This is a genomic window from Streptomyces sp. NPDC048507 (assembly GCF_043199995.1).
Classification (GTDB): Bacteria; Actinomycetota; Actinomycetes; order Streptomycetales; family Streptomycetaceae; genus Streptomyces.
Genome location: NZ_JBICWZ010000011.1, coordinates 10290 through 33270 on the forward strand (window position 1 = coordinate 10290; position 22981 = coordinate 33270).

Consider the following 22981-nt stretch of genomic DNA (forward strand, 5'->3'; position numbering starts at 1 on the left):
ATTTCGTTTTATTATTCCTGGATTACGCGGCACTACACGTACCGCAGCCTCATGTGCAGCCGCGGGGGGGGGCGGGGGGCGGCGCCGCGGCCCCCCCCCCCCCCCCCGAGCCCGTACGCCCCCTCCGCCATGGTCTTCGGCATCGCCCGGGGGGACGACGCCGCGACGGCCACCGTCCTGCGTGCGGCCACCCTCAGCTGCGCCTACGCGGCCGAGGGCACCCACCCCGCTCCCCGGGCCGCGTGCGACGCCCTCAACGCCACCGGCGGCGAGTTCGACCGCCTGCTGGCCGCACCGGATCCGGACCGGGCCTGCCCGATGCACTACGACCCCGTCACCGTCACGGCGGACGGCGTCTGGCACGGCGGCCGCGTCGCCTGGAAGCACACGTTCCCCAACACGTGCCGGATGTCCGCGGCCCTGAACGGCAGCCCGCTCTACGCCTTCTGACGCCGTAGCGCCGCGCCGCCGCGCCGCCGCGCCGGCCGTCAGTCCGGGTCGATCTCCGGGTGGTAGAGGTCCAGCCACAGGGCGAGGTCGAGGGTCCGCTCCAGTCCCCGCCGGGCCGCCTGGTGGGTCAGCGGCGCCGTGGAACGGGCGAGGCTGGTGACGGCGTCGCGGTCGACCAGCTCGAACACCTCGTGCGAGGGCTTGGCCAGCAGGTCCACGGCCTGTACGCGCAGCGCCTGCCCGTAGGCGGGGTCCTGGGTGGCCGGGTAGGGGCTCTTGACCCGGTCGTACACGGAGCGGGGCAGCACGTCGGCGGTGGCCTCGCGCAGCAGGCTCTTCTCGCGGCCGTCGAAGGACTTCAGGGCCCACGGCGTGTTGTACACGTACTCGACCAGCCGGTGGTCGCAGAACGGGACGCGGACCTCCAGGCCCACGGCCATGCTGGCCCGGTCCTTGCGGTCGAGCAGTACGCGCACGAACCGGGTGAGGTGGAGGTAGGACATGATCCGCATCCGGTACTCGAAGTCGTCCTCCCCCTGCGGCCTCGCCACTTCGCGCACCGCGCCCGCGTACGCGTCCCGCGTGTACGTGTCGAGGTCCAGGCGGGCGAGCAGGCTGGGGGCGAGCACGTCGGAGTCCGAGCCGAAGCGGTCCCCGAGGCGGACCAGCCACGGGAAGGTGCCGCCCGCCCGCGCCTCTTCGTCGAAGAACTGCAGGTAGCCGCCGAAGACCTCGTCGGCGGACTCCCCGGAGAGGGCGACCGTCGAGTGCCGCCGGACCGCCTCGAAGAGCAGGTGCAGGGAGGCGTCCATGTCGCCGAAGCCCGTGGGCAGGTCGCGGGCGCGCAGCACGCGGGCCCGTAGCGCGGGATCGGCGAGGGCGCCGGAGTCGAGCACGATGTCCCGGTGGTCGGTGCCGGCGGACCGGGCCACGTCGTGCACGAAGGGGGTGTCGGGGGTGCCGCGCAGTTCGTCGGCCACGAAGTTCTCGGACAGGCCGGCGAAGTCGACGGCGAAGCTGCGTACGCTCTCGCCGTGCCTGGCCAGCCGGCGGGCTGCCAGGGCGGTCATCGCGGAGGAGTCGAGGCCGCCGGAGAGCAGGGTGCAGCGCGGCACGTCGGCGATGAGCTGCCGGGCCACGATGTCCTCGAGGAGTTCGCGGACGTGGCCGATGGTGGCGTCCCGGCCGTCCTCGTGCTGCCGGTTCTCCAGGGTCCAGTAGGTGTGGGTGCGGTTGCCGGTGCGGTCGACGGTGACGAGCGTGCCGGGTTCGACCTCCCGCATCCCGTCCCACACCGCGTGCCCGGGGGTCTTGACCATGGTGAACAGCTCGCGCAGGCCGTCGGCGGCGACCCGGCGGGAGGAGAGGGGGTGGGCGAGGACCGCTTTGGGTTCGGAGCCGAACAGGATGCCGTCCGGGGTCTCGTACCAGTACAGGGGCTTGACGCCCATCCGGTCGCGGACGAGGGTCAGCCGCTGCTCCCGCGCGTCCCAGACGGCGAAGGCGTACATGCCGTTGAGCCGCCGGGGGAGGTCGGCGCCCCAGGCGAGCCAGCCGCGCAGCACCACCTCGGTGTCGGAGGACGTGGTGAACCGGTGCCCGAGCGCGGCGAGTTCGGCGCGCAGTTCGACGTGGTTGTAGGTCTCGCCGCTGTAGACGAGGGTGACCGATCCGTCCGGGGTCGTGACGGTCATGGGCTGGCGGCCGCCGGGCAGGTCGATGATGGCGAGGCGGCGGTGACCGAGGGCGGCCGGGCCCTCCACGTGGGTGCCGTGGTCGTCGGGCCCCCGGCAGGCCATCGTCCGCGTCATCGCGTCGAGTTGCTCGCGGGCCTGCGGAGTGCGCAGGTCGCGGTCGAAGGAGATCCATCCGGTTATGCCGCACATGGAGCAACACCTCCCGAAGAAGCTGCACCTACCATCTACTTCCGCACTTCCGCAGAATGCGCCGTCCGGTAGCCTCGGTCAACCTTCCGGACCGCTCCCCCGAGGCCGCCCCGCTCCGGCGGATACGAGTTCCGGCCCCATTTGACCCGGCCATTGCCCGCGGCGGCCCCGGCACCTCAACGCCTCGGGCGGTCGGGGACGCGGCTTTCGGCCACCGGGCAAAACTTCGCCCAACCGCTCAGGCGATGCGGCAGAGGTCCGACGGGCCGACCGCCGTCGCTGCGCCCGCCGCGGGGAGGGGGACGGCGACCGGGCGGACGGGGGCCGGGGCGCCCTGCGAGCGGGTGCGGGCGAAGACGACGAGGCGGAGCACCGCGAAGCGGGCCACACCGGTGAGGGCCGACGCGGACAGGTAGACGGCCTGGATGAGCAACGCTCCGGGACCCGAGTCCAGTTGGTGCAGAACGAGCATCGCCACGCAGGTGACGGCGTACCCGGCCGCGGCGGACCCGGCAGACTGCGCGTGCTGGCGCCAGGTCGCGCGGCGGCCGGCGCCGAAGGTGAAGCGGGCGTGCAGCTCGGTGGCGAGGAGCGTGGACGCGACGGTGACGAGCGCGTTCGCCAACGCCCAGGGCATCCAGGCGGCGAGCGCCGCCACGGTGAAGCTGGAACCCAGCCCCACCCCGCCGCCGCAGAGCACGAAGCGGGCGAAGGCGGCGAGGGCGCCCGGGGCGTCCGGCCGCCGGTTCCGCGCTGCTGCTCCCATGACCCCACCCCTTGTCCGCTGGATGTTTCTGACATGAGAAACGCTACGTTGCATTCACGATGTAGGCAATGCACCCATTACGGAGAATTACTTTTGTTGCAGGCCAGGACAGGTAAATCGTTGCGCTGAGTTGAGATCTAACGCAACGCCACATGAGGGGTTTCGTTGCATTGACTGACGGTGAACGCCATGCCGCCAAGGTGCTGTGCCGCGAGCCCGGCCCTAGCATGGGTGAGTGATCAATACGGCGTGCGGCCCCACCGCTGCCGCGTGCTTTCGGAGCCGTCACGCCTCACCAGCCCTCACCTCAGCCTCCAAGGCAGGTCGAATCATGAAGCGGACACGCCGTCTCGCAGCCCTCGCGCTGCTGGTCGCTCCCCTCCTCGCGGCGGGCCCCGCCGTCGCCGCCCACGCCGCGGTACCCGCGGCCGCGAAGTGCAATATCGAGGTGGACTCGGCGGGCAAGAACCACGTGTGGGGCCAGGGCTTCCCGGCCGGCACGACGGTGACCTACTCGGGCGCTTCCAAGGGGTCGGTCCCCATCGACACGTCGGGGCGCTTCGACCTCGGCGGTCTCACCGCCGGCAAGTACAAGGTCAAGACCGCCGACGGCAAGACCACGGTCACCTGCGCGGCCTTCCACCACTGAGCGGCGACCGCGCGCGGCAGCCCGGCACCCCGGTTCGGTTCAGCTGCGTGAACGCGCCGCTTCGGTCCACGGGTAGACCCGCCGGGCCCGCGCGCGCCGCAGCGCCACCCGGACGGCGATCAGTCCCACGACGCCGAGCGACAGCAGGTACGGGGTCCCCGAAACCGCACCGTCCACCACCATCATGCGCACCGTGGGGTCGGAGGTGTGCCCGATGACCCGCCCGCGCACCAGCGAGGCCGCCAGCGCGGTGGACCCGCCCGCGGCGAGGTCCCTGGTGAAGGCCACCGCGCTGTCGGCGTCGTCGAGCACCGCGAAGCGGTCCGGCGGAACGGTGAAGGCGTAGGAGCCGGTCGCCTGCTGCGGCGTCAGCCCGTCGGGCAGGTGCGGCTCGGCGAGCGGCTTCCCGTTCAGCGTCAGGTGTGCCTCGCCCGGCCGGTGACCGAGCACGTCCCCGCCCAGCGCGACCACCCGCGCCACGGACGGCGCGTGGTCGCGCTGGACGGTGTCCGTGAAGAAGACCACGTCACCGCGGCGGACATCCCGCGGCGCCACGGGCTCGCCCGCCACCCGCTCGCCCTTCGGGAAGAGCCCCGCCATGGAGGTGCCGTTGGCCTCGTAGAGGAGGGAATACCCGTAGCCGAACTGCGCGGTCACGGAGCCCGCGACGAAGCCGATGACCGCCAGGGCGATCAGGGCCCTCGATGCCGTGTGCGCCCAGCGCCACGGTCTCGGCAACTCGTCCCTCATGCACTCCCCCCACGTGCTCGTACCTGTTGGAGGCACTGTAGGGCCCTGCGCGACGTCGTGTGGAAGCGGCCTCGGACAAGGTTCTGTCCGAGGCGGCTTTCCTACTGCTGTGACGTGGGTGGTGGTGACGTGACCGGGTCGATGATGGGCGCGCCGTCGAGGTCGGTCATGAAGTCGCGGTGGACCGGCTTCTTGTCCGTCGGCCCGGGGAGCTTCGGGCACGCGATGCCGTTGCCGTCCCGGTCGAGACCGTTCGGGTCGAGGGCGTCCGCCCGCAGCACCGCTTGCGCGTCGGCCTGGGCCTTGAACGCCTCGCAGTCGGCCACGTGCCCCTTGTGCACGTACGGGGCGACGTCGATCGTGCTCTTCGCGGCCTCGCCGCCGGTGCACGCGGTCAGGGTGATCGCGGCGATCACTCCGGCCATGGCGAGGGAGAGGGGGCGGCCCGGTCGCGACCGTTGAGCCCGGCCCTCGTGGATCTTCCGTGTCGGGTGGGGCATGTCCTAGGCCGCTCCCGTCCGGAACACCGCGAGCGTTCCCTTGTCCGGATCGACCGCGTACACCTTCCCCGTGGCGTTGTTCACGGCCAGCGCGCCGAACTGACGGGACGTGCCGAGCGCAGCCTGCGTGAGCATCGTGGTGCCGTCGGCCACCCCGATGCCGCCCTGCGCGTCGTCACTCTTTCGCTGCGCGAAGAAGACCCTGTTGAAGTTCTTCAGCATGACGACGGAGTGCGCCAGGTTTCCGGTCCCGCTGGCTGGCCTCGTCGGGCCGCAGACCGTCACCTGCTGCTTGGCCTCCGTCCCGACGATCCGGCTGACACGCCCTCCGCTCCCGGCGCATTGCGCCGGGCCGGCCCCACCGCTGAAGTAGATGTAGACCGATGCCGCCGCAGCACTGTAGACGCCGGAAATGGGGGACATGCTGACCCCCACCGGGTCGTCGATCGCCGTCGAACCACCGTTGCTGGGGTCGATCGCGATCGTGGTGGCGACGGTCGCCCACGCGCCCGTGGGCTTCGCCGGGTTCGGGACGCACCTCCTGGCCAAGAGGTAGACGAGGTGACGGTTCGGATCGACGACGGTGGTGCCGCGAATCGAGCTCGAGACGAGGAAGTTCCCGGCGTTGACGCCACAGCCCGTCTTCGTCCTGAACGACCATACGGTTCGGGCCTCGTGGCTCTGCGACGAGATGGCGAAGAGGCCGATGCCGGCAGCGGCTCCTTCACCGGTTCCCACGGGGCTCTTCGCGAGGTACACCTCGTGGCGTGCGGGGTCGAAGGAGAAGTCCACGGCGGACTCCACGTCCACAAGCCCCTCATTGGGCAGTGGGATCGGAGTGGCCGAGGTACCGCCGGCCGCGATGTAGGCGACCTCCGAGCCGATCAGAGCGCCACCGCCGCCGACGTACACCTCGCCGTTCTCGGGAGAGACGGCCAGGCCGGTGACGGTCTTCGTGAAGCCGTTGACGTGGGTCACCTGATTGCCGTTGGCCGTGTCGATGACCGCCACGCCGCCCGTCCCGCCGACGTAGACCCTCCCCGTGCCGGGATCGGCGGCGATCCGCGTGGGGCTCGTCACGGCGCCGGCGACGTCGATCGGTGCACCGAGGGGCTTGTCGGTCTTGCCGTCGATCACCGTCACGTTGTTGCTGCCCTGGTTCACCACGTACGCGCGGTTGGCCTTCTCGTCGACCGCGACGTCGGTCGGAGTCGTTCCCACGGTGACCGCGTCCGCCACGCGCTCCGAGGGTGAGCTGTCATACAGCGTGAACGAGGACTTCGCGCCCCGACCGCACTTGTTCTCCTCGCCGACCGACACCATGTTGTAGACCGGCTCACCGGTCAGCAGCCCGTCGTCCTTCAGGTCGTCGATCGTCCCGTAGTGCCCGTGCTTCGCGCAGAAGGACTCCTCCGCCGTCCGCAGGGTGGCCGCGTCCGCGGCGACCGCCTCCTTGCGGCCCTTGTCCCCGATGCCCCTGACGGAGAACACCACGATGGCGGAAAGGACGCCCAGGATCACGATGACCACGAGCAGCTCGATCAGGGTGAAGCCGTCCTGGCGTCTGGGGCGCAAGGAGAACAGGCGATGGTCCGGTGTCATGGCGGTCGGGGCTTCCTTCGATCGATGGGTCACGTCCGGCCCGGGCGTACGGGCGGGGGCTCGGCGCGTCATAGACTTCCCCGGCGCACGGGCTTGACGTCCTTGGGAGCCGGCAGGTCCGGGCACGCGATGCCCTTCTTGCCGCCGTCGAGGCGGTTCGGGTCGGCCGGCGCGAAGCGCAGCACGGCCTGGGCGTCCGCCTGGCTGGCGAAGTCCGAGCAGTCGTAGGCGTCGGTGTCGTAGCTCAGGAAGGAGCGGGCGTCGAAGGCCCGGTCCGGCTGTGGGCAGCGCGCGCTTCGGGGATCGCCGGGACCGCACGGTGCGGTGCGGGCAATCGGTGTGGTGTCGCGCGGTTCGGGCAGGCCGCGACAGGCGACGCCGCTTCCGTCGTCAAGGTGATTCGGATCGTTGGGGTCCGCCCGCAGTACCGCCTGCGCATCCGCCTGGCTGGCGAAGTTGAGGCACTCGAAGGCGGCGCCGTGGGTGGTGTATTCCTTCGCGTCGAAGACCTTGCCGTTCGGGCAGAGCACGGTTCGCGGGGTACCCGGCGTGCACCATTCGCGCTCGGGTTTCCGGGCTTGGGCGTCCGAATCGAACCCGCCGCGCACGAACACCACGACACCCACCGCCACCGCGACCACCGCGAGGGCCAACGCTCCCCACCCGATCGCGCGCGGGCGCGACATTCTACTCAACCGTGACATATGACGCCTCTGCCCATCGTGCCGCCAAGCCCTTCTCTGCGTCCCGCAGCGGGCAGACGGCACTCGCCCGCCGACCGTTGCAGGCTGGATGTGTGCATTACAACCACAGCGCGCCTGGTTGTCAACCATTGACTACTGAGTGACAACTGAGCACTATCTCGGCATGTGCGGCTCGTCATGCCCGGAAACCTTGCAGATGCCCAAGAGACTCGGACATTTGCCTGGTCTGCCCCGCACGGCGCTCGTGCGGCAGCCGCCGCCCACCAGATCGACTAGGAGTAGCAAATGCAACGACAGTCTCGGCGCGCCCGGAGCGCCCCGAACTCCGGCCGCAGCACGATGCACCGCATGCGGAACGCGTTCGCGGCGGGTGCCCTCGCCACGGCGCTGATCGGCGTCGCGGCGCCGATGGCCTCCGCGTCGACGGATTCGCAGGTCGGTATCGCGAACAACATGTATCCCGCCATGAAGGACATGAAGGGCACGATCGCGTCGGCCGGTGGGCTCACGCCGTTCGTCGCGAACCCCGCCTCCCAGGTCGGCGGGTTCTGGAACAAGCCGGTGATCGACACCTCGACGATGCGCGGCATCACCTCGGGCAGCCTGCGCCAGCAGCTGAAGAGCGCCGGGCCGTACACCACGTGCAACCCCTCCTCGTCGAACAACTGCGTCGACGGACCGCTGCACATCGACGCGTTCCTGTCGGCGGACGAGGCCAACGTGGACGCGGTCATCCCGACCTCGGCCGGCGGAACCTGCACGGCGAGCGCGAGCGTGGAGTGCAACGGCGATGCCGCGAGCAAGCACCTCGTGGCGGTCGGGCGCCTGGCCATCTACAGCTGTGACAGCACCTGGGCGGGCACCGGCAAGGGCGACGACCCGTCCAACGGCGGCACCCCGCCGCTGGCGCTCGGCGCGGACGCCAACGGCAGCGGCAACGGCAAGGCGCAGTCGCCCCGTTGTGACGGGGCCCCGATCTCCGGCGGCGCGCCCACCACGATCTCGGGCGTGGTGAGCTGGCTCGGGGCGGCGAGCACCAACCGGATCGCGGTCGCCGACCCGGCCTCCGCGCCGTTCGGCGCGGCGTCCAAGCAGGCGCTGACGCAGAACGGGTTCACCTGGACCGACAGCGGTCCGGGCCAGAACGTCTTCCGGGGCAGCGCGTGCGACAGCGCCGGTACGGCGTGCAAGGTGCGCCTGGAGTCCGGCATCAGCCAGGTGCGCGGCGCCGTGACGGCGAACGCCGGCGGGAACACCCAGCTGGGCCTCGTCGCGAAGTCGAACGTCGTGAACGTGAGCTGGACGTCGAGCTCGCTGAACGGGACCACGACCAACGACCCCAACAAGTGGACCGAGCTCGACTCGAGCGCGTACTCCGGCTACGGGGAGATCGAGCAGTACGGCGTCGCCCTGACCGGCGGCAACGCCGGTGCGGCGACCGCGTGGAAGAACCTGTTCAACATCGACTGGGACACCAACAACACCATCCAGTCGACGCTCGCCTCCTACGGCTACTAGGCGATCCCGCGGACGGGACGACGGACCGTCGGCCAGGCGCGCACCCGCCCGTCGACGGTCCCGGCCCGGCGGCCACGCCGCCGGACACCGCTTCCCGCCACCGGCAGGACCACCGCGCCGCGCGTACCGCGGCACACCGGGCGACACGCACCGCGCAGGCCGCACCCGTGCGTTCCCGCCGGAGCGGCGATGACCGGCCCGGCCCGTCGCGCAGCGAGGGCGTACGGCCCGGGCGCGTCGCCCACTCTTTTGCATCCGGCCCTGAGGAGGGGCCACACCCATGAACAGATCACCCCTGCGACATCTCACGCGGGACGACCGCTCAGCCGCGCTCACGCGCCTTCGGCCGCTGCGGATTCCGGCGCTCGTCGCCGCCGTGGCGACCGTCGTGATGGTCACCACCTCGGCGTCGGCGACCGGCACCAACACGACCGGTCTCGGGACCGCCGCGAACCTCGACGACAACGGCCGCGGCAGCGCCGCCGTCGCGGTCGGCGACCTCAACAACGACGGCAAGCCGGACCTCGTCACCTCGATCCGCCTCGAGGGCGTCGGCGTGTTCCTCGGCTCGGGCGCCGGGAGCTTCGGCGCCGTGACCAAGTACGCGGCTCCGCGCACCTCGTCCAGCATCTTCATGGGCGCCCCGGTGATCCGCGACGTCAACGGTGACGGCAACAAGGACGTCGTCAGCCAGGACGCGCGCGGCAACGTCGCGCTGGTCTGGCTCGGCAACGGCACCGGCGCCCTCGGCACCGCGGGCGTGGTGCAGCTCAACCCGACGCCCGGGTGCGACACCACCGGCGACAACCCGTGTGTCGTGCGCTTCCCGTCCGACGTCACGGTCGCCGACTTCAACGAGGACGGCAAGCCGGACCTCGTGACGTCCAACATGAACACCCAGAACGTCGCGGTCGTGCTCGGCAACGGCGACGGCACCTTCGGCGCGGCGACGCGCTTCGGGCTGAACGGCGGCACCGCCCCGCAGACCGTCGCGGCGGCCGACCTGAACGGCGACGGCCACCAGGACCTCGTCACGTCGAACACCAACAGCGACACGCTCTCCGTCCTGCTGGGTGACGGCCACGGGAGCTTCGGCACCGCGTCGAGCGTCGCGGCCGGTCTGACCCTGCCGTCAAAGGTCAAGCTCGCCGACGTCAACGAGGACGGCAAGCAGGACGCCGTCCTGGTGGCCCCCGGCACGCCCGGCGACGTCGCCGTGCTGCTCGGCAACGGCTCGGGCGGGTTCGGCACCGCGAGCCTGCTGTCGGCCGGCTCCAACCTCACCTCCGCGTCGGTGGCCGACATGAACGGCGACGGCCATGTCGACCTGGTCGCCTCCAGCTCCGGCTCGCACGAGGTCCTGGTGTTCGAGGGCAACGGCGCGGGTGCGTTCGCCGCCCCGCTCGCCTTCGGGCTGAACGGCGCTCTCAACCCGCAGGGCACCGCGGTGGCCGACCTCGACGGTGACGGACGTCCCGATGTCGTGACGGCCAACAGCAACAGCTCGGCGACGTACGTCAAGGACGCCTCGGTCCTGCTGAACACGACGAACCGGACGCCCACGTCCGCGAACGACGCCTACAACCAGGTCGGCTCGGACAGCGCCCTCACCGTGGGCGGTTCCGGTGTCCTCGGCAACGACACGGACCCCGACGGCAGCCCGTTGACGGCCGCGCTCGTGACCGGGCCGGCGCACGGCACCCTCACGCTCAACGCGAACGGCTCGTTCACCTACCAGCCCGCCGCGACCTACGTGGGCAGCGACAGCTTCACGTACAAGGCCACCGACGGCACGGTCGACTCGAACGTCGCCACCGTGACGCTCAACGTCACGGCCGGCTGCCACGGCCTGGCCGCCACGATCACCGGCAACGGCGTTGTGAACGGCACCAGCGGCGCCGACGTGATCGTGACCGGCAACGGGAACGACAGCGTCGCCGGGAACGGCGGCAACGACACGATCTGCACCTTCGGCGGCAACGACTCCGTGTCGGCCGGCAGCGGCGCGGACTACGTCGACGCCGGTGACGGCAGCGACGCCGTCAGCGGCGGCGACGGCGCGGACGTCATCCGCGGCGGGGCCGGCAGTGACTCGCTCTCCGGCGGCGCCGGCAACGACACCGTGGTCGGCGGCGCGGACAGCGACAGCCTGGCCGGCGGCAACGGCACGGACGTGTGCGCCGGTGACAACAACGGCGGCGCCACCCTCGCGGGTACGGACTCGGTCGCTTCCGGCGGCTCCTGTGAGACCGTCGTCGAGGTTCCGTAGCCGAACGGCCGTCGATGGCGGCTGAGCAGGACACTTCGGGATGAGAAAGGGGCCCGGTGATCGCGCGGAGCGATCACCGGGCCCGTCCCGTTGGCGCCGGACGCGGACGCGGATACGGACGCGGATACGGACATGGACACGGCCGCGCGGCGTCGAACGCGCGGCGTCAGCCGGTCTTGGCGGCCGGCCGCGCCGAGTCGACTTCGACCGCCTCCAGGAACCGGCGCGCGGCGCGGACGTGTTCCAGCCGCCAGGTGTAGATCGCGCGGACGAGGTGGTCGGCGGCGCGCTCCTCCCTGGTGCGCAGCGACTCCTCGATCTCGTCGATGACGACCCGTTGCCGCTCGACCAGGCGCGCCGGGCTGGTGTCACGGCGCTGGAGCAGCAGGAGCTTGATCGTGAGGTCGGCGCGGACGTCGAACAGCTGGGTGACGGGTTCGCTGAGCCACCGGCCGACGGTCGTCTTCGCCGAGCGGGTGGCGGCGTAGATCATGCGCTGGGGTCCGCGGTCGCTCTCCTCGGTGCCGACCGGCGTGATCAGTCCGCGCTCGGCGAGCCGCGTGATCGAGCGGTAGACCATGGGACGCGAGATGTACCAGAACGCACCGATTTCCGCGCTCTCCGCGGTGAGGGCCGCGATGGCGAAGCCATGGCTCGGCCGCTCGGCCACGAGTGCGAGCACGATCCACTCGGCCAGTGGCAGATCAGGGCGGTCAGGTTTCTCCATGGTAACCAGCGTACCAATCGGTCTGGCGGGTGATTGTGTGATGAACCAGGGTCCGGCGGTCGTGCGGCACGCGCTGCTGTAGATAGGCCCAGTAGCGCCGTCTTCGGTCCCCTGGTATCGGGCGAACTGCCCACGGCTGACGTCCGGTCAGGGCGGTCACGGTCGGTGGCGGACCACGATGAGCGTCTGCTCGCCCGTCGGGTACGGATTGCTCACGCTCTCGTACCAGTGGACGACGGGGGCGCCGGCGAGGAGGGCTGCGATGGAGCCCGCGGCAAGAAACAGACCGAAGGGCAGGCGGGTGTGGCGCGTCGCCCGCCCCGCGGCCATCAGCGCGACGCCCACCAGCAGCCCCGCGAAGCTCCCGGCGACCAGGGCGAGGACGAGGTACCACGGGCCGAACCAGCCGAGCCCGGTGCCGAGCAGGCCGGCCAGCCGCACGTCGCCGAATCCGAGCCAGGCCGGACGCACCCAGTGCAGGGCGAAGAACACGGCGAAGCCGCCCGCCCCGCAGGCCGCGGTCACGCCGAGCCGGTACCACTGGCCGGTGGCGGCCGCGGCCGCGAGCAGACAGGCGGCGGTGAGCGCGAGCGTGGGGTAGACCAGGCGCCGGGGAAGCAGGAACTGTTCGGCGTCGCAGGCGGCGAGGGCCAGCAGCCCGGCGGTGAAGACCAGTACGGCCGGGAGCGCCTCCGACCGGCCGAAGTGCAGTGCCTCGGCGGCGAACAGGGCCGCGGTGAGGGCTTCGAGGAGCGGGTAGCGCGCGGGGATGGGAACCCGGCAGGCGCGGCAGCGTCCGCCCAGCAGGAGCCAGGAGACGAGGGGGACGTTGTCCCGGGCCGCGATGGGCGCCGCGCACTGCGGGCAGGCGGAGCGGGGCCGCACGACCGAGCGGCCGGCGGGCACCCGGGAGACGGCCACGTTGAGGAAGGACCCCACCGCGAGCCCCAGCAGGCCGATGATCACGACGAGTGCGGTGGGCATGGACACCATGGCTCTTTTCCGTGCGGAGCCGGCCGTTGCCGGCGCGATGCGATGCGATGCGATGGGAGTGATGCGGACCGGCGTCCCGGGTCCGTGCGCCGCTCGCCGCTCGCCGCTCGTCACGACCGGCCTCGGTCCTCCGGGAAGCCGTACGGGCCGGGGAGGCTCCGGTGGTGGGCGGCGGGCTCCTGAGCGCGCTTCGCCGGGTGGCGCTTGCGCTGCCACCCGGCGAATGGGGTCGTCTGACGGCCGACGGCCGAGGACGTCCGGTGAGGAGGACTGCCCTACGGGGCGGTGGTCAGACAGGGGTTCGGCTTGCCGTTGGCGAGCTTGTCGAGCGGCGTGATGTCGTACGAGACGGGAGGGCCGGGCTTCTTCTTGGCGTCGTACCACTGGGACGCCGAGGACAGGAACCCGTCGCCCACCAGTTCGGACATGTCGCCGAAGCTACTGCCGTTGTTGGCGAAGAAGGCCTGTTCCGCGGTCTCGATCGTGGACTTGTCCATCTTGCAGGCCGAGCCCTGGCCCTTGTCGTTGATGCCGCGGACGGAGAAGACGACGATCGCCGACAGGATGCCGAGGATGACGATGACCACGAGGAGCTCGATCAGCGTGAAGCCGGCCTCCGCCGTCTTGTTCGTTGCGCGCGTTCGCTGACGCAACGTGTTGTGTAGGTAAGTGAACATCTCTCTCCATCTACGGCCCCGTGGTGGGCAAGCGATAGTAATCGCTTGATTAATCAGCCGCAGACTACTCAGCGACTGCTGGACCTACAAGGGGTGACCACGACGTTTGCCCGCGATCGGCGCCGATGCCGGTCGGGCGGCGTGTTGTATTATCCCGCTGACTAGTCAGTAGCTGACAACCATGAGGATGCGCGAGCGGCGCATCGTCAGCTGTTGTCCTGGATGCGCGAAAGGGGTGGGTTCCATGGCGAATCGTCGTTTTCTCCGGCGCCACGCGGCGACGACGGGCCTCACGGGCGAGGAAGGGTCCCTCACCGGGGACGCGCCGTCCCCGGCCCCCGCGGACGACCCGGCAGCGGACGCGGAATCGGGGACGGCGCGGCCGTCGCCCGACGGGCGGGAGCGGCCGCGCATCGGGGAACTGCTGGTGCGGCGCGGGCTGCTCACCCCGGCGCAGGTGGACGAGGCCCTGCTCCAGCAGTCGGCGTCGGGCAAGCGGCTCGGCGCCCTGCTGCTCGAACTCGGCATGGTCGACGAGCGGTCGCTGATCGAGGCGCTGTCGGTCCAGCTCGACGTCCCGGTCGCCGACCTGCGCCAGAGCGAGCCCGATCCCGAGGCGGCCGCCCGGGTGCCGGAGGCGCTGGCCCGCGCGCTGGGCGTCGTCGCGGTGCGCAGGACGGAGGGCACGCTGCTGATCGCGGCGGGCGACCCGGCGGACCCGCGCGTGCTCGACGAGATCGGCCGGGCGGTGGCGCCCGACCGGGTGGAGCTGGCCATCGCGGCCCCCTCCGACATCCGGCGCTCGATCGACAGCGCCTACCGGGCGCTGGCCGGCGCGGGCAGCCTGGTCGAGGCCTTCGAGGCCGCCGAGACCGGCCGTCAGGCCGCCGCCGGGGCCCGGGTGGTGAGCGAGGACGCTCCGGTCGTGCACCTGGTCAACCTGATGCTGACCCAGGGTCTGCGCGACCGGGCCTCGGACATCCACATCGAGCCGCACGGCGACCGCGTCCGGGTCCGGTACCGCATCGACGGCGCCCTGCACGACGTACTGAGCCTGCCGGAGAACATGGGTCCGTCCGTGGTCAGCCGGATCAAGATCATGGCCAATATGAACATCGTCGACCGGCGCCGCCCGCAGGACGGGCAGATCGCCACCGAGATCGACGGCAGGTCGGTCGACATCCGCGTCGCGACCACCCCCACCATCTGGGGCGAGAAGGCGGTGCTGCGGCTGCTCGACAGCAACCGCACGCTGATCCGGCTGGCCGAGCTCGGCATGCCCGCCGCGACCTACGAACGGTTCTCCTCGCTGCTGCGCTCCCCGTACGGCATGGTCGCCTGCGGCGGTCCGACCGGCAGCGGCAAGACGACCACCCTGTACGCCACGCTGGGCGAGCTGAACCAGAGCGAGCGCAACATCACCACCATCGAGGACCCGGTGGAGTACGTGTTCCCCTCGATCAACCAGATCCAGATCAACGACCAGGCGGGGATCTCGTTCGCGACCGGGCTGCGCTCGATCCTGCGGCAGGACCCCGACGTGATCCTGGTCGGCGAGATCCGGGACGCCGAGACGGCGCGGATCGCCGTCGAATCCGCCCTCACGGGCCACTTCGTCCTCTCGTCCATCCACGCCGGCGACGCCTGCTCCGCGCTGCACCGGTTCGCCGACATGGACATCGAGCCGTTCCTGATCACCTCCACCGTCGCCGGTGTGGTCAGCCAGCGACTGGTGCGGCGGATCTGCGACCAGTGCCGCGAGCCCTACCAGCCGGGCGTGGACGAACTGGCCTTCTTCGCGAAGGCGGGCGGGTCGGCCGACCACGGGTTCTGGCAGGGCCGGGGCTGCAACTTCTGCTCCCGGACCGGCTACCAGGAGCGGATCGGCGTCTTCGAACTGCTCGTGATGAGCGACGCGGTCAAGCGGCTGCTCGTCGAGAAGGCGCCGATCAGCACCCTGCGCAGGGTCGCCCGCGAGGAGCACATGGACAGCCTCCTGGATGGTGGCGTCCGCCTTGTGGAGGAGGGGGTCACCACCATCGCCGAGATCATGTCCAGCGTGTACGTGGTCTAGCCCGGCCCCCTGACGACCGACCGCCCCGCCCGCTCCCGCACCCAGTACGCGAACCTCTCACCCCCGAAACCAGGAGGGCACCGGCATGGCCACCTTCAAGTACGTCGCGGTCGGCCAGGACGGGAAGCGGGCCACCGGCGTGGTCAAGGGCTCCAGTGTCGAGGGCGTGACCGACAGCCTGACCCGGCAGGGCTACGCCGTGGAGTCGGTCAAGGCGGAGGGCCGCAACCTGCTGCAGCTGGAACTCACCGCGCAGAAGGTCGACCTGGTCGAACTGAGCAACTTCTCCCGCCAGATGGCCGCCTTCATCAAGGCCGGAGTGCCCCTCCTGGACGCCCTGGAGATCATCCGGGCCGAGACCAAGGACAAGAAGCTGGGCAAGGTGCTCGTCGACGTCATGGACTCGCTGAGGTTCGGCGAGAGCTTCTCCGCCGCGATGGCCGCCCACAGTGCGGCGCTCCCGCCGTTCTACATGTCCGTCCTGCGCTCGGCCGAGGCGACCGGTGAGCTCGACGTGGTGATGGCCCAGCTGGGCCGCTACATCGAGCGCGACGTCGAGGGGCGGCGCACCATCCGCTCCGCGCTGACCTACCCGATCCTGGTCATGGGTCTGGCCGTCGCCGTCGTCCTCGTCCTCGTCATCTTCGTACTGCCCCGCTTCAAGCTGTTCTTCGAGTCCTTCAACGCCGAACTGCCGCTGCCGACCCGGATCCTGCTCGGCTTCACCGACTTCGTCACGGACTGGTACCCGGTCATCGTCGGGGTGTTGGTGGTGCTTGTCGTCGGGCTGGTCGCCGGTTTGCGGACCACACGGGGACGGCTGCTGCGCGACCGCTCGCTCCTGGCGATGCCGGTGCTCGGCGACGTGGTCCGCTTCATGGCCATCGAACGGTTCTGCCGCATCCTGACCTCGATGATCAAAGCCGGCGTGCCCATTCCGGAGGCGCTCAGCCTGGCCGGCGCGGGGGCCAACAACCTGGTCTTCGAACGGTCCATCGGGACGGCGCAGGTGGAGATGCTCGAAGGCGGCGGCATATCCCGGCCGATCGGCCGCACCAAGCTGTTCCCCGGGGCGGTCACCCAGATGATGCGCGTGGGGGAGGAGACCGGGACCCTCGACGACCAGCTGGAGAACGTGTCGGACTTCTACGAGAAGGAACTGCAGCACAAGCTCAAGCGGCTGACCAGCCTGTTCGAGCCGACCGTGGTGATCCTGGTCGGGGTCGTCGTGGGTTTCGTGGCCGTAGCCCTGCTCTCGGCGATCTACGGCGTCTACAACCAGGTCGACGTCCAGTGACCGGCCCGGCACACGGCCCGGCACACGGCCCGGCACACCGTCCGGCACTCCCCGCGGCACGCCCCCCGCGGCGCCGTCGCGGCGAAGAGGGCGAGACCCTGGTCGAGGCCCTCGTCGCCGTGGTCCTCCTGGGTCTCGCCTTCGTGATCATCCTCGGCGGCATCGGCACCGCGATCGTCAGCTCGGTCGGGCAGCGCAAGCTGACCACCGCCGACTCGGTCATCCGCACCGCCGCCGAGAAGGTCGTCGGCGACCCGTACGTGTCCTGCGCCCGTGGTTACGCGACCCCGGCCCCGCCGGCCGGGTACACCGTGACCGTCGCGGTCGAGTACTGGGACGGGGTGGGCGCGTTCGCCCCGACCTGCCCGGCCACCGACACCGGAGTGCAGAAGGTGACGCTCACCGTGCGCGCGAGCGGGCCGCACCCCGTCAGGGACGCGACGCTCGAGGTGGTCAAGCGGGAGTCGATGCTGTCATGACGACGCGACCGCAGACCCCGCAGACCCCGTCGGCCCCGGAGGCGGGGTTCACCCTGATCGAGCTGCTCGTCACGATCGTCATCGTGGCCCTCATCGGGACCCTGCTGACCAAGGCCATCGTCCTCGGACTGGGCTTCACCGCGGGCACCGAGAAGCGCGTGGCCGCCACCGGTGCGGCGGGCGCCCTCAACCGCTACTTCTACGGCGACGTGCAGAGCGCGGACCGGGTCACGACCCAACCCGCCTGCGGGGTCGCCGATGTGATCGTCCACCTGAGCCGGCCCGGCACCGACGTCGTCTACGCCTACGACCGGCCGACCGGCGTCCTGAGCCGGGTGCAGTGCGCCGGCGCGGGCGTCGTCACCACGCCGCTGGGCCGGTTCGACCCCGCCGCCTCGCCCCGTCCGGTGACTTTGACCTGCGGTGCCGAGACCTCGTGCACCTCGCCCATGGAGGTATCGCTGACCGTGCAGAGCGACCCCGCCGCGCCCCCGACGGCCCTGACCGCCGTCCGACGGTCGAGCGCGTCATGACCGGCCGCCCCCAGCCGCGCCGCCCCCAGCCGCGCCGCCCGCAGCCGCGCCACCCGCACCCGTACCGCGCCCGCCGCCGCCGCCGCCGCCGCGCCGACGAGCAGGGTTCGACGCTGATCCTCGCGCTGGCCTTCGTCGTCGTCTTCAGCATGGTCACCCTCTCGATCCTGACGTTCGCGAGCACGGGCCTGCGCGCCGCGAGCGCGTACGCCGGCCAGGGCGCGCGGAGCTACAGCGCGGACGGTGCCACCCAGCTCGCGATCAACAACTTCGCGCAGGGCAACCCGTGCGCCGACTACACCGCCCCGCCGATCAACGGCCGGCAGATGATCGTCCACTGCGACCCCCTCAACGCGTCTCCCGCGACCGCGCGCGCGGCCCAGCCGCAGGACGCGCTGCGCAGCCTGGGCCGGGCCGACCAGGACGGCGTCCACGTGACCACGCCCGGTCTGCGCGTGCAGGGCAGCGTGTTCTCCCGGTCGGACATCACCAGCGGCCCCGGTGCCTCGATGGTGGTGTCGGGCGACGTGTCCGCCGTCGGCAACTGCTCCGGGGCCGTGACGCAGGCCCAGCTGTCCCCGGGCCAGGAGCCGTACGCGCACGCCTGCGCCGACGACGCCCCGCCGGATCCCGCCGACGAGGCCGTCGGCGGCGACCCCGACCTCGCCCCGCCCGCCACGGCCGTCCCGGCCCGGCGGACGGTACCCGCCTGCCCCGGCGCCGGTTCCTGGCTGGTGCGGTTGCAGCCCGGCTCCTACGACGACGCCGCCGCCCTCACCCGGCTCACCGGCGGCGGCTGCAAGGGAGCCGTCGTATGGCTCCAGCCGGGCACCTACTACTTCGACTTCGACTTCACCTTCACCGGCGGTCCCGCCGTCTGGACGGTCGACGACCCCACGGTCAGCGTCGTCGGCGGTACGCAGGCGGGCTGGGACCCCGGCGCCCCCACCCGTCCGGCCGTTCCCAGCCCGGGCGGCTGCGACCCGACGCGGCCCGAGGGCGTCGAGGTCATGATGGGCGGCGGCAGCCGGTTCCAGGTGGACCGCGGACACGTCGAACTGTGCGCCCCGGTGACCCCGGGCGCTCAGCAGGTGGCGGTGTACGGGGTCCAGCCCCCGAAGCCGTCGCACACGCTGAAGCCGACGGCGGTGGTCACGAACAGCGGCTTCACCAACCCGGTCCACGCCCTGACCGGTGGCGAACGGCCCACCCTGCCCGGCTGCCCGCAGCCGACGGGCACCGCGGGCTGCACGGCCGACGCCGCCCTCGATCCGACGGCGCGCCGGTCGGCCTCGGTGCAGCTCGGCGGCTTCACCCCGTCCGTGCCGCCCGGATCGGTCATCACCAGCGCGACGCTGCACGTCAGGCACGGGGACGAGGGCGCCCTGACCGCACCCGGCGCGGTGAAGGTCACCACCGCCGTCGGCGCCGACACCTGCCGCGCCGACGACCTGCCCCGGCACCCTGCGCTCGCAACGGACCCCCCGGTGGAGCTGCTGGGCGCGTGCCGGCTCACCGACCCGGCCCGGTTCGCCGGCCTGACGGTGACCTACGCCGCCACCCTGGACCCCGCGGGCACCACCGCCACGGAGCGGCTGGACGGCATCTGGCTGGAAGTCGCCTACCGTACGCCGACCACGTTCAAGCCGACCGCCGTGAGCACCTCGGCCGGGTTCACCGCCGCCGGCACCGATCCCGCCGACGCCCTGGAGATCGGCGAACAGCAGCCGCCGTCGGTAGCCGGCGCCGATCTGACCGCGGCGGCCCCGACCGCGTCGATCACCCTGGCCGGGTTCGGCCAGCCGCCCCTGCCGCCGGGCTCGACGATCCACTCCGCCGTGCTGCGGGTGGCCCATCGGGAGACCGGCGACGCGGCGGCGCCCAGGGTCGGCGTCACCCCCGCGGGCGGTGGTGGCGGGTGCACCGGCCTGCCGCTCACCGCGCGGGCCGCACTCGGCGACGACCGCGTCGACCTGTTGGCCTGCGGCATCACCAACGCGGCCCAGCTCACCGGCCTGAGCGCGACCTACGCCGCCGGGCTGACGGGGGGCGGCGCCGCGGGCACCGACTCCCTGGACGGCATGTGGCTCGAAGTCGTCTACGACCCGCCACCGCCCCGGCCCGCGACGAGCGCGAAGTCGACGACGTTCCTCCCCGCGGCCAACGCCCGGGCCATCGACGGCACGAACACGGCCCGCGCCGTGCTCGACCCGGTCACCGCGCCGACCGCCTCCATCGAACTCGCCGGTTTCGACGCCCCCGCGGTGCTGCCCGGCTCGGCGCTGGACGGGGCCCTGCTGCACGTCGCGCACCGCGACGATCCCGGGCCGGCCGGCGGAGCGCCGCCGACGGCCGCGGTCACCCTGACCGCGCCCGGCCTGCCCCGCGCCTGCACCACCCCGCAGAAGCTCGCCGCGCGCCAGGGCGCCCTGGGCACCGACACCCTGGACCTGGTCGCCGCCTGCGGGCTGACCGATCCCGCCCAGCTGGCCGGCCTGGTGGTGACCTACACCGCCGCCCTCGGCGCCGGGAGCACCGCCGCCACCGGCCAACTCGACGGCGTCACCCTGGAACTGGCCCACCGGCCTGCGATCTCGGTCCGGCCCACCACCGCGGTCAGCACCGCCGCCCCCGGCGCCGCGGCGTTCTCCGGCCCGGACTACGCGCGGGCGATCGACGCGACCCCTTCGGCCGTGACGCTGGGCTCGGCCGCCCCGTCGGCGTCGGTCCGCCTCGGCGCGTTCGCGCTACCGCCCCTGCCGGCGGGGGCGGTGATCGACAAGGTCGTACTGCGCGTGGCGCACCGGGACGAGGACACCACCCCGGCGCCGCCCCCCGCGACGCAGCCGTCCGCGCCCGTACCGGCCGAGCCCCCCGCGCCCGCCCCCGTACCCGCGCAGCCGCCCCGGGCCGCGCTGGCCGTCTCCGGCACCCGTACCGCCTGCGACGCGAACCACGCGCTGACCGCCCGTCAAGGGGCGCTCGGCGTGGACGTGGTCGACCTCGGCGCCTGCGGGGTCACCAAGGGCGATGAGCTGTCCGGCCTCGCCGTCGACTACGCCGTGACGCTGGGCGCGGGCAGTACCGGCGCCGCCGACCAGCTCGACGGCGTCGAGCTCGACATCGTCTTCCGGGCCCCGTCCATCCGGGCCCTGTCCGGCTGCGTCACCACGGGCAGCCGCTGCGCGGTCCTGAAGTCGACCGACGGCGCCGACTCGGCCACCGATCGCAGCCGCCTGCTGATCAACGGCACCGTGTACGCGCCGACCGGCGCCGTCGACCTGTCGATGAGCCGGGTCGGCTCGCAGGTCGTCACGCGCGGCATCATCGCCCGGACCATCGCTCTCGGCATCAGCCCGGCCGGCGGATACCTCCGCCCGGTGATCGGTGTCCCGCCGGAGCCGGTGCGGTTCACCGCCTATCCGGCCGTGATGGCGAAACCGGCGTCGGTCTCGGCGGTCACCGCGTTCACGGCCCCGGCTCCCGGTGCGCCCGTAGACGTCGCGGACGCCACCGTCCCCGGCGGCGGCCGGGCCTCCCTCACGCTCGGCGGCTACGCCCCGCCCGCGCCGGCCGCGTCCGGACCGCTCGACCACGTCGTCCTCCAGGTGGCGCACCACGAGGACGGCGACGTCACCTCGGTGAAGATGTCGGTGGACTTCACCGGCAGCACCTGCACCGGCACCGGCAGGGCACTGGACGTGCCGGTCCGGCTCGGCTCGGCAGGCCCCGTGGCCGATCAGGTCGACCTGGAGGCCTGCGGCCTGACCCGGGCCTCCCAGCTGGCGGGGCTGAGCGTGACCTACGTCGTCACCGCCGGGAACGGCGGGGCGGCCGCGCACCTCGGCGGCACCCGGATCGACCTGTTGTCCGGCCCGCTCGTCCGGGCCGCCGTGTCCTTCGACGGCCACACCAGCACCGTCAAGCAGTGGACGGTCCTGCCATGAACGACCACGCCACCTTGGAGACCACGATGCCCGGGCCGGATTCCGCGATCATCGACCACCTGCTCGGCCTGTTGTGGGAGCGGGGCGGCAGCGACCTGCTGCTCACCGCCGGATCGGCGCCGTTCCTGCGCGTCGACGGCGCCCTGCGGCCTGCCGAGGGGGCCGCGCTGACCGAAGCGGAGGCCGATCGGCTGGTGACCGGGGTGCTCGGCGAGGAACTGACCGAACGGTTCCGCCGGGAGAAGGAGGTCGACTTCTCCTTCAGCTGGGGGGCGAAGGCCAGGCTGCGCGGGAACGCCTTCGTGCAGCGCGGCGCGTCGGCGCTGGCGCTGCGGATCATCCCCTTCGACGTGCCGTCGTCCGAGCAGCTCGGGCTTCCCGCGACCGCCCTCGGGTGGGCGGGCCTGCCGCGCGGGTTCGTGCTGGTCACCGGGCCGACCGGGTCGGGCAAGTCGACGAGCCTGGCGGCGCTCCTCGATCACGTCAACACGCACCGGTCGGTGCACATCCTCACCATCGAGGACCCCATCGAGTACCTGCACCAGCACAAGCGCTCGGCGGTCAGCCAGCGCGAGGTCGGCACCGACACCGACTCGTTCCCGGCGGCGCTGCGTTCGGCCCTGCGCGAGGATCCCGACGTGCTGCTCCTCGGCGAGATGCGGGACCCGGAGAGCATTTCCGCGGCCCTGACCATCGCCGAGACCGGGCACCTGGTGTTCGCCACCCTGCACACCAACGACGCCGCCCAGACGCTGGACCGCATCGTCGACGTGTTCCCGGCCGAGCAGCAGCCGCAGATCCGGCTGCAACTGGCGCACACCCTGGTCGGCATCCTGAACCAGACGCTCATTCCCAGGACCGGCGGGGGCCGGGTGGCCGCCTTCGAGGTGCTGGTGGGTACGTCGGCGATCCGCAACCTGATCCGTGAGGGCAAGACCCGCCAGATCCGCAACATGCTCTCGACCGGCCACCGCGACGGGATGCGGACCCTGGAGTCCGGCATCAACGCCCTCGTCGCGTCGGGCACCGTCGCCTACGAGGAGGCCGTACTGCACACCGCGTACCCGGAGGACATCCAGCGGCCCCCCGCCCCGGCGGGCCCCTGACAGACCCCGCCCGGGCCCGGCCCCGGCGGGTCCCGGGGGCTCCGGGAGGGTACG

At 72.1% G+C, this 22981-nt stretch carries 19 protein-coding genes; 10 read left to right on the forward strand and 9 right to left on the reverse strand.

Annotation, left to right across the window (positions count from 1 at the left end):
• The first annotated feature begins 129 nt into the window (after positions 1-129).
• The gene (locus ACGFXC_RS26505) at positions 130-450 is read left to right on the forward strand and encodes a subtilase-type protease inhibitor (protein WP_393716779.1); all 321 of its coding nucleotides are present in this window, start codon (positions 130-132) and stop codon (positions 448-450) included.
• A 38-nt stretch (positions 451-488) separates the two neighbouring features.
• Here the strand turns inward: ACGFXC_RS26505 and asnB are convergent, their stop codons facing one another.
• Both asnB and ACGFXC_RS26515 read right to left on the reverse strand, forming a co-directional pair.
• Positions 489-2336, reverse strand: coding sequence for an asparagine synthase (glutamine-hydrolyzing) (gene asnB, locus ACGFXC_RS26510; protein WP_393716781.1), 1848 nt, complete (start codon positions 2334-2336; stop codon positions 489-491).
• 238 nt (positions 2337-2574) lie between these two features.
• Positions 2575-3102, reverse strand: a complete 528-nt coding sequence (locus ACGFXC_RS26515; RefSeq protein ID WP_393716783.1) for a hypothetical protein — start codon at positions 3100-3102, stop codon at positions 2575-2577.
• A gap of 331 nt (positions 3103-3433) precedes the next feature.
• On the opposite strand from ACGFXC_RS26515, the gene ACGFXC_RS26520 reads away from it, so the two are divergent.
• A complete protein-coding gene (locus tag ACGFXC_RS26520) occupies positions 3434-3751 on the forward strand; it encodes a hypothetical protein (protein ID WP_393716785.1) in 318 nt (105 codons plus the stop codon).
• 39 nt (positions 3752-3790) lie between these two features.
• Here ACGFXC_RS26520 and ACGFXC_RS26525 read toward each other — a convergent pair whose 3' ends face one another.
• The 4 genes from ACGFXC_RS26525 to ACGFXC_RS26540 form a co-directional block, all read right to left on the reverse strand.
• Positions 3791-4501, reverse strand: coding sequence for a S26 family signal peptidase (locus tag ACGFXC_RS26525; RefSeq protein ID WP_393716787.1), 711 nt, complete (start codon positions 4499-4501; stop codon positions 3791-3793).
• A gap of 101 nt (positions 4502-4602) precedes the next feature.
• On the reverse strand, positions 4603-5001 hold the full coding sequence (locus ACGFXC_RS26530; protein WP_393716789.1) for an excalibur calcium-binding domain-containing protein: 399 nt from the start codon (positions 4999-5001) through the stop codon (positions 4603-4605).
• A 3-nt stretch (positions 5002-5004) separates the two neighbouring features.
• Positions 5005-6603 carry a prepilin-type N-terminal cleavage/methylation domain-containing protein gene (locus tag ACGFXC_RS26535; RefSeq protein WP_393716791.1) on the reverse strand — a complete coding sequence of 533 codons (1599 nt, stop codon included), beginning with the start codon at positions 6601-6603 and terminating at the stop codon, positions 5005-5007.
• A 68-nt stretch (positions 6604-6671) separates the two neighbouring features.
• Positions 6672-7256, reverse strand: a complete 585-nt coding sequence (locus tag ACGFXC_RS26540; protein ID WP_393716793.1) for a hypothetical protein — start codon at positions 7254-7256, stop codon at positions 6672-6674.
• Positions 7257-7655: 399 nt separating this feature from the next.
• Between ACGFXC_RS26540 and ACGFXC_RS26545 the strand changes: the two genes are divergently transcribed.
• Both ACGFXC_RS26545 and ACGFXC_RS26550 read left to right on the forward strand, forming a co-directional pair.
• Positions 7656-8825: a hypothetical protein gene (locus ACGFXC_RS26545; protein WP_393716795.1), complete on the forward strand. Its 1170-nt coding sequence runs from the start codon at positions 7656-7658 to the stop codon at positions 8823-8825.
• Between the two features lie 280 nt (positions 8826-9105).
• A complete protein-coding gene (locus tag ACGFXC_RS26550; RefSeq protein WP_393716797.1) occupies positions 9106-11094 on the forward strand; it encodes an FG-GAP-like repeat-containing protein in 1989 nt (662 codons plus the stop codon).
• A gap of 166 nt (positions 11095-11260) precedes the next feature.
• On the opposite strand, the gene ACGFXC_RS26555 is transcribed toward ACGFXC_RS26550, so the two are convergent.
• The 3 genes from ACGFXC_RS26555 to ACGFXC_RS26565 form a co-directional block, all read right to left on the reverse strand.
• The gene (locus ACGFXC_RS26555; RefSeq protein WP_393716799.1) at positions 11261-11821 is read right to left on the reverse strand and encodes a PadR family transcriptional regulator; all 561 of its coding nucleotides are present in this window, start codon (positions 11819-11821) and stop codon (positions 11261-11263) included.
• A gap of 156 nt (positions 11822-11977) precedes the next feature.
• On the reverse strand, positions 11978-12805 hold the full coding sequence (locus ACGFXC_RS26560) for a prepilin peptidase (RefSeq protein WP_393716801.1): 828 nt from the start codon (positions 12803-12805) through the stop codon (positions 11978-11980).
• 284 nt (positions 12806-13089) lie between these two features.
• Positions 13090-13467, reverse strand: coding sequence for a type II secretion system protein (locus tag ACGFXC_RS26565; RefSeq protein WP_393716803.1), 378 nt, complete (start codon positions 13465-13467; stop codon positions 13090-13092).
• 268 nt (positions 13468-13735) lie between these two features.
• Here ACGFXC_RS26565 and ACGFXC_RS26570 point away from each other — a divergent pair, with 268 nt between their 5' ends.
• The 6 genes from ACGFXC_RS26570 (at position 13736) to ACGFXC_RS26595 (ending at position 22927) form a co-directional block, all read left to right on the forward strand.
• The gene (locus ACGFXC_RS26570; RefSeq protein WP_393716805.1) at positions 13736-15565 is read left to right on the forward strand and encodes a GspE/PulE family protein; all 1830 of its coding nucleotides are present in this window, start codon (positions 13736-13738) and stop codon (positions 15563-15565) included.
• A gap of 85 nt (positions 15566-15650) precedes the next feature.
• On the forward strand, positions 15651-16862 hold the full coding sequence (locus tag ACGFXC_RS26575; RefSeq protein ID WP_393716807.1) for a type II secretion system F family protein: 1212 nt from the start codon (positions 15651-15653) through the stop codon (positions 16860-16862).
• On the forward strand, positions 16859-17341 hold the full coding sequence (locus ACGFXC_RS26580; RefSeq protein ID WP_393716809.1) for a type II secretion system protein: 483 nt from the start codon (positions 16859-16861) through the stop codon (positions 17339-17341). Before ACGFXC_RS26575 ends, ACGFXC_RS26580 begins: the two co-directional genes overlap by 4 nt.
• The gene (locus ACGFXC_RS26585) at positions 17338-17874 is read left to right on the forward strand and encodes a type II secretion system protein (protein WP_393716811.1); all 537 of its coding nucleotides are present in this window, start codon (positions 17338-17340) and stop codon (positions 17872-17874) included. Before ACGFXC_RS26580 ends, ACGFXC_RS26585 begins: the two co-directional genes overlap by 4 nt.
• A complete protein-coding gene (locus ACGFXC_RS26590) occupies positions 17871-21821 on the forward strand; it encodes a hypothetical protein (RefSeq protein ID WP_393716813.1) in 3951 nt (1316 codons plus the stop codon). The genes ACGFXC_RS26585 and ACGFXC_RS26590 overlap by 4 nt, the downstream gene beginning before the upstream one ends.
• Positions 21818-22927 (forward strand): type IV pilus twitching motility protein PilT, encoded by a 1110-nt coding sequence (locus ACGFXC_RS26595; protein WP_393716816.1) that lies wholly within the window; start codon positions 21818-21820, stop codon positions 22925-22927. The genes ACGFXC_RS26590 and ACGFXC_RS26595 overlap by 4 nt, the downstream gene beginning before the upstream one ends.
• Positions 22928-22981: the final 54 nt, after the last annotated feature.

What these genes read in the sequence shown, in the direction of transcription:
- ACGFXC_RS26590 (WP_393716813.1), top strand. Translation starts at nt 17,871, where the DNA reads ATGACCGGCCGCCCCCAGCCGCGCCGCCCCCAGCCGCGCCGCCCGCAG.
- ACGFXC_RS26530 (WP_393716789.1), bottom strand. Translation starts at nt 5,001, where the DNA reads ATGCCCCACCCGACACGGAAGATCCACGAGGGCCGGGCTCAACGGTCG.
- ACGFXC_RS26550 (WP_393716797.1), top strand. Translation starts at nt 9,106, where the DNA reads ATGAACAGATCACCCCTGCGACATCTCACGCGGGACGACCGCTCAGCC.
- ACGFXC_RS26555 (WP_393716799.1), bottom strand. Translation starts at nt 11,821, where the DNA reads ATGGAGAAACCTGACCGCCCTGATCTGCCACTGGCCGAGTGGATCGTG.
- ACGFXC_RS26575 (WP_393716807.1), top strand. Translation starts at nt 15,651, where the DNA reads ATGGCCACCTTCAAGTACGTCGCGGTCGGCCAGGACGGGAAGCGGGCC.
- ACGFXC_RS26525 (WP_393716787.1), bottom strand. Translation starts at nt 4,501, where the DNA reads ATGAGGGACGAGTTGCCGAGACCGTGGCGCTGGGCGCACACGGCATCG.
- ACGFXC_RS26585 (WP_393716811.1), top strand. Translation starts at nt 17,338, where the DNA reads ATGACGACGCGACCGCAGACCCCGCAGACCCCGTCGGCCCCGGAGGCG.
- ACGFXC_RS26545 (WP_393716795.1), top strand. Translation starts at nt 7,656, where the DNA reads ATGCGGAACGCGTTCGCGGCGGGTGCCCTCGCCACGGCGCTGATCGGC.
- ACGFXC_RS26570 (WP_393716805.1), top strand. Translation starts at nt 13,736, where the DNA reads ATGGCGAATCGTCGTTTTCTCCGGCGCCACGCGGCGACGACGGGCCTC.
- ACGFXC_RS26505 (WP_393716779.1), top strand. Translation starts at nt 130, where the DNA reads ATGGTCTTCGGCATCGCCCGGGGGGACGACGCCGCGACGGCCACCGTC.
- asnB (WP_393716781.1), bottom strand. Translation starts at nt 2,336, where the DNA reads ATGTGCGGCATAACCGGATGGATCTCCTTCGACCGCGACCTGCGCACT.
- ACGFXC_RS26595 (WP_393716816.1), top strand. Translation starts at nt 21,818, where the DNA reads ATGAACGACCACGCCACCTTGGAGACCACGATGCCCGGGCCGGATTCC.
- ACGFXC_RS26535 (WP_393716791.1), bottom strand. Translation starts at nt 6,603, where the DNA reads ATGACACCGGACCATCGCCTGTTCTCCTTGCGCCCCAGACGCCAGGAC.
- ACGFXC_RS26515 (WP_393716783.1), bottom strand. Translation starts at nt 3,102, where the DNA reads ATGGGAGCAGCAGCGCGGAACCGGCGGCCGGACGCCCCGGGCGCCCTC.
- ACGFXC_RS26520 (WP_393716785.1), top strand. Translation starts at nt 3,434, where the DNA reads ATGAAGCGGACACGCCGTCTCGCAGCCCTCGCGCTGCTGGTCGCTCCC.
- ACGFXC_RS26560 (WP_393716801.1), bottom strand. Translation starts at nt 12,805, where the DNA reads ATGCCCACCGCACTCGTCGTGATCATCGGCCTGCTGGGGCTCGCGGTG.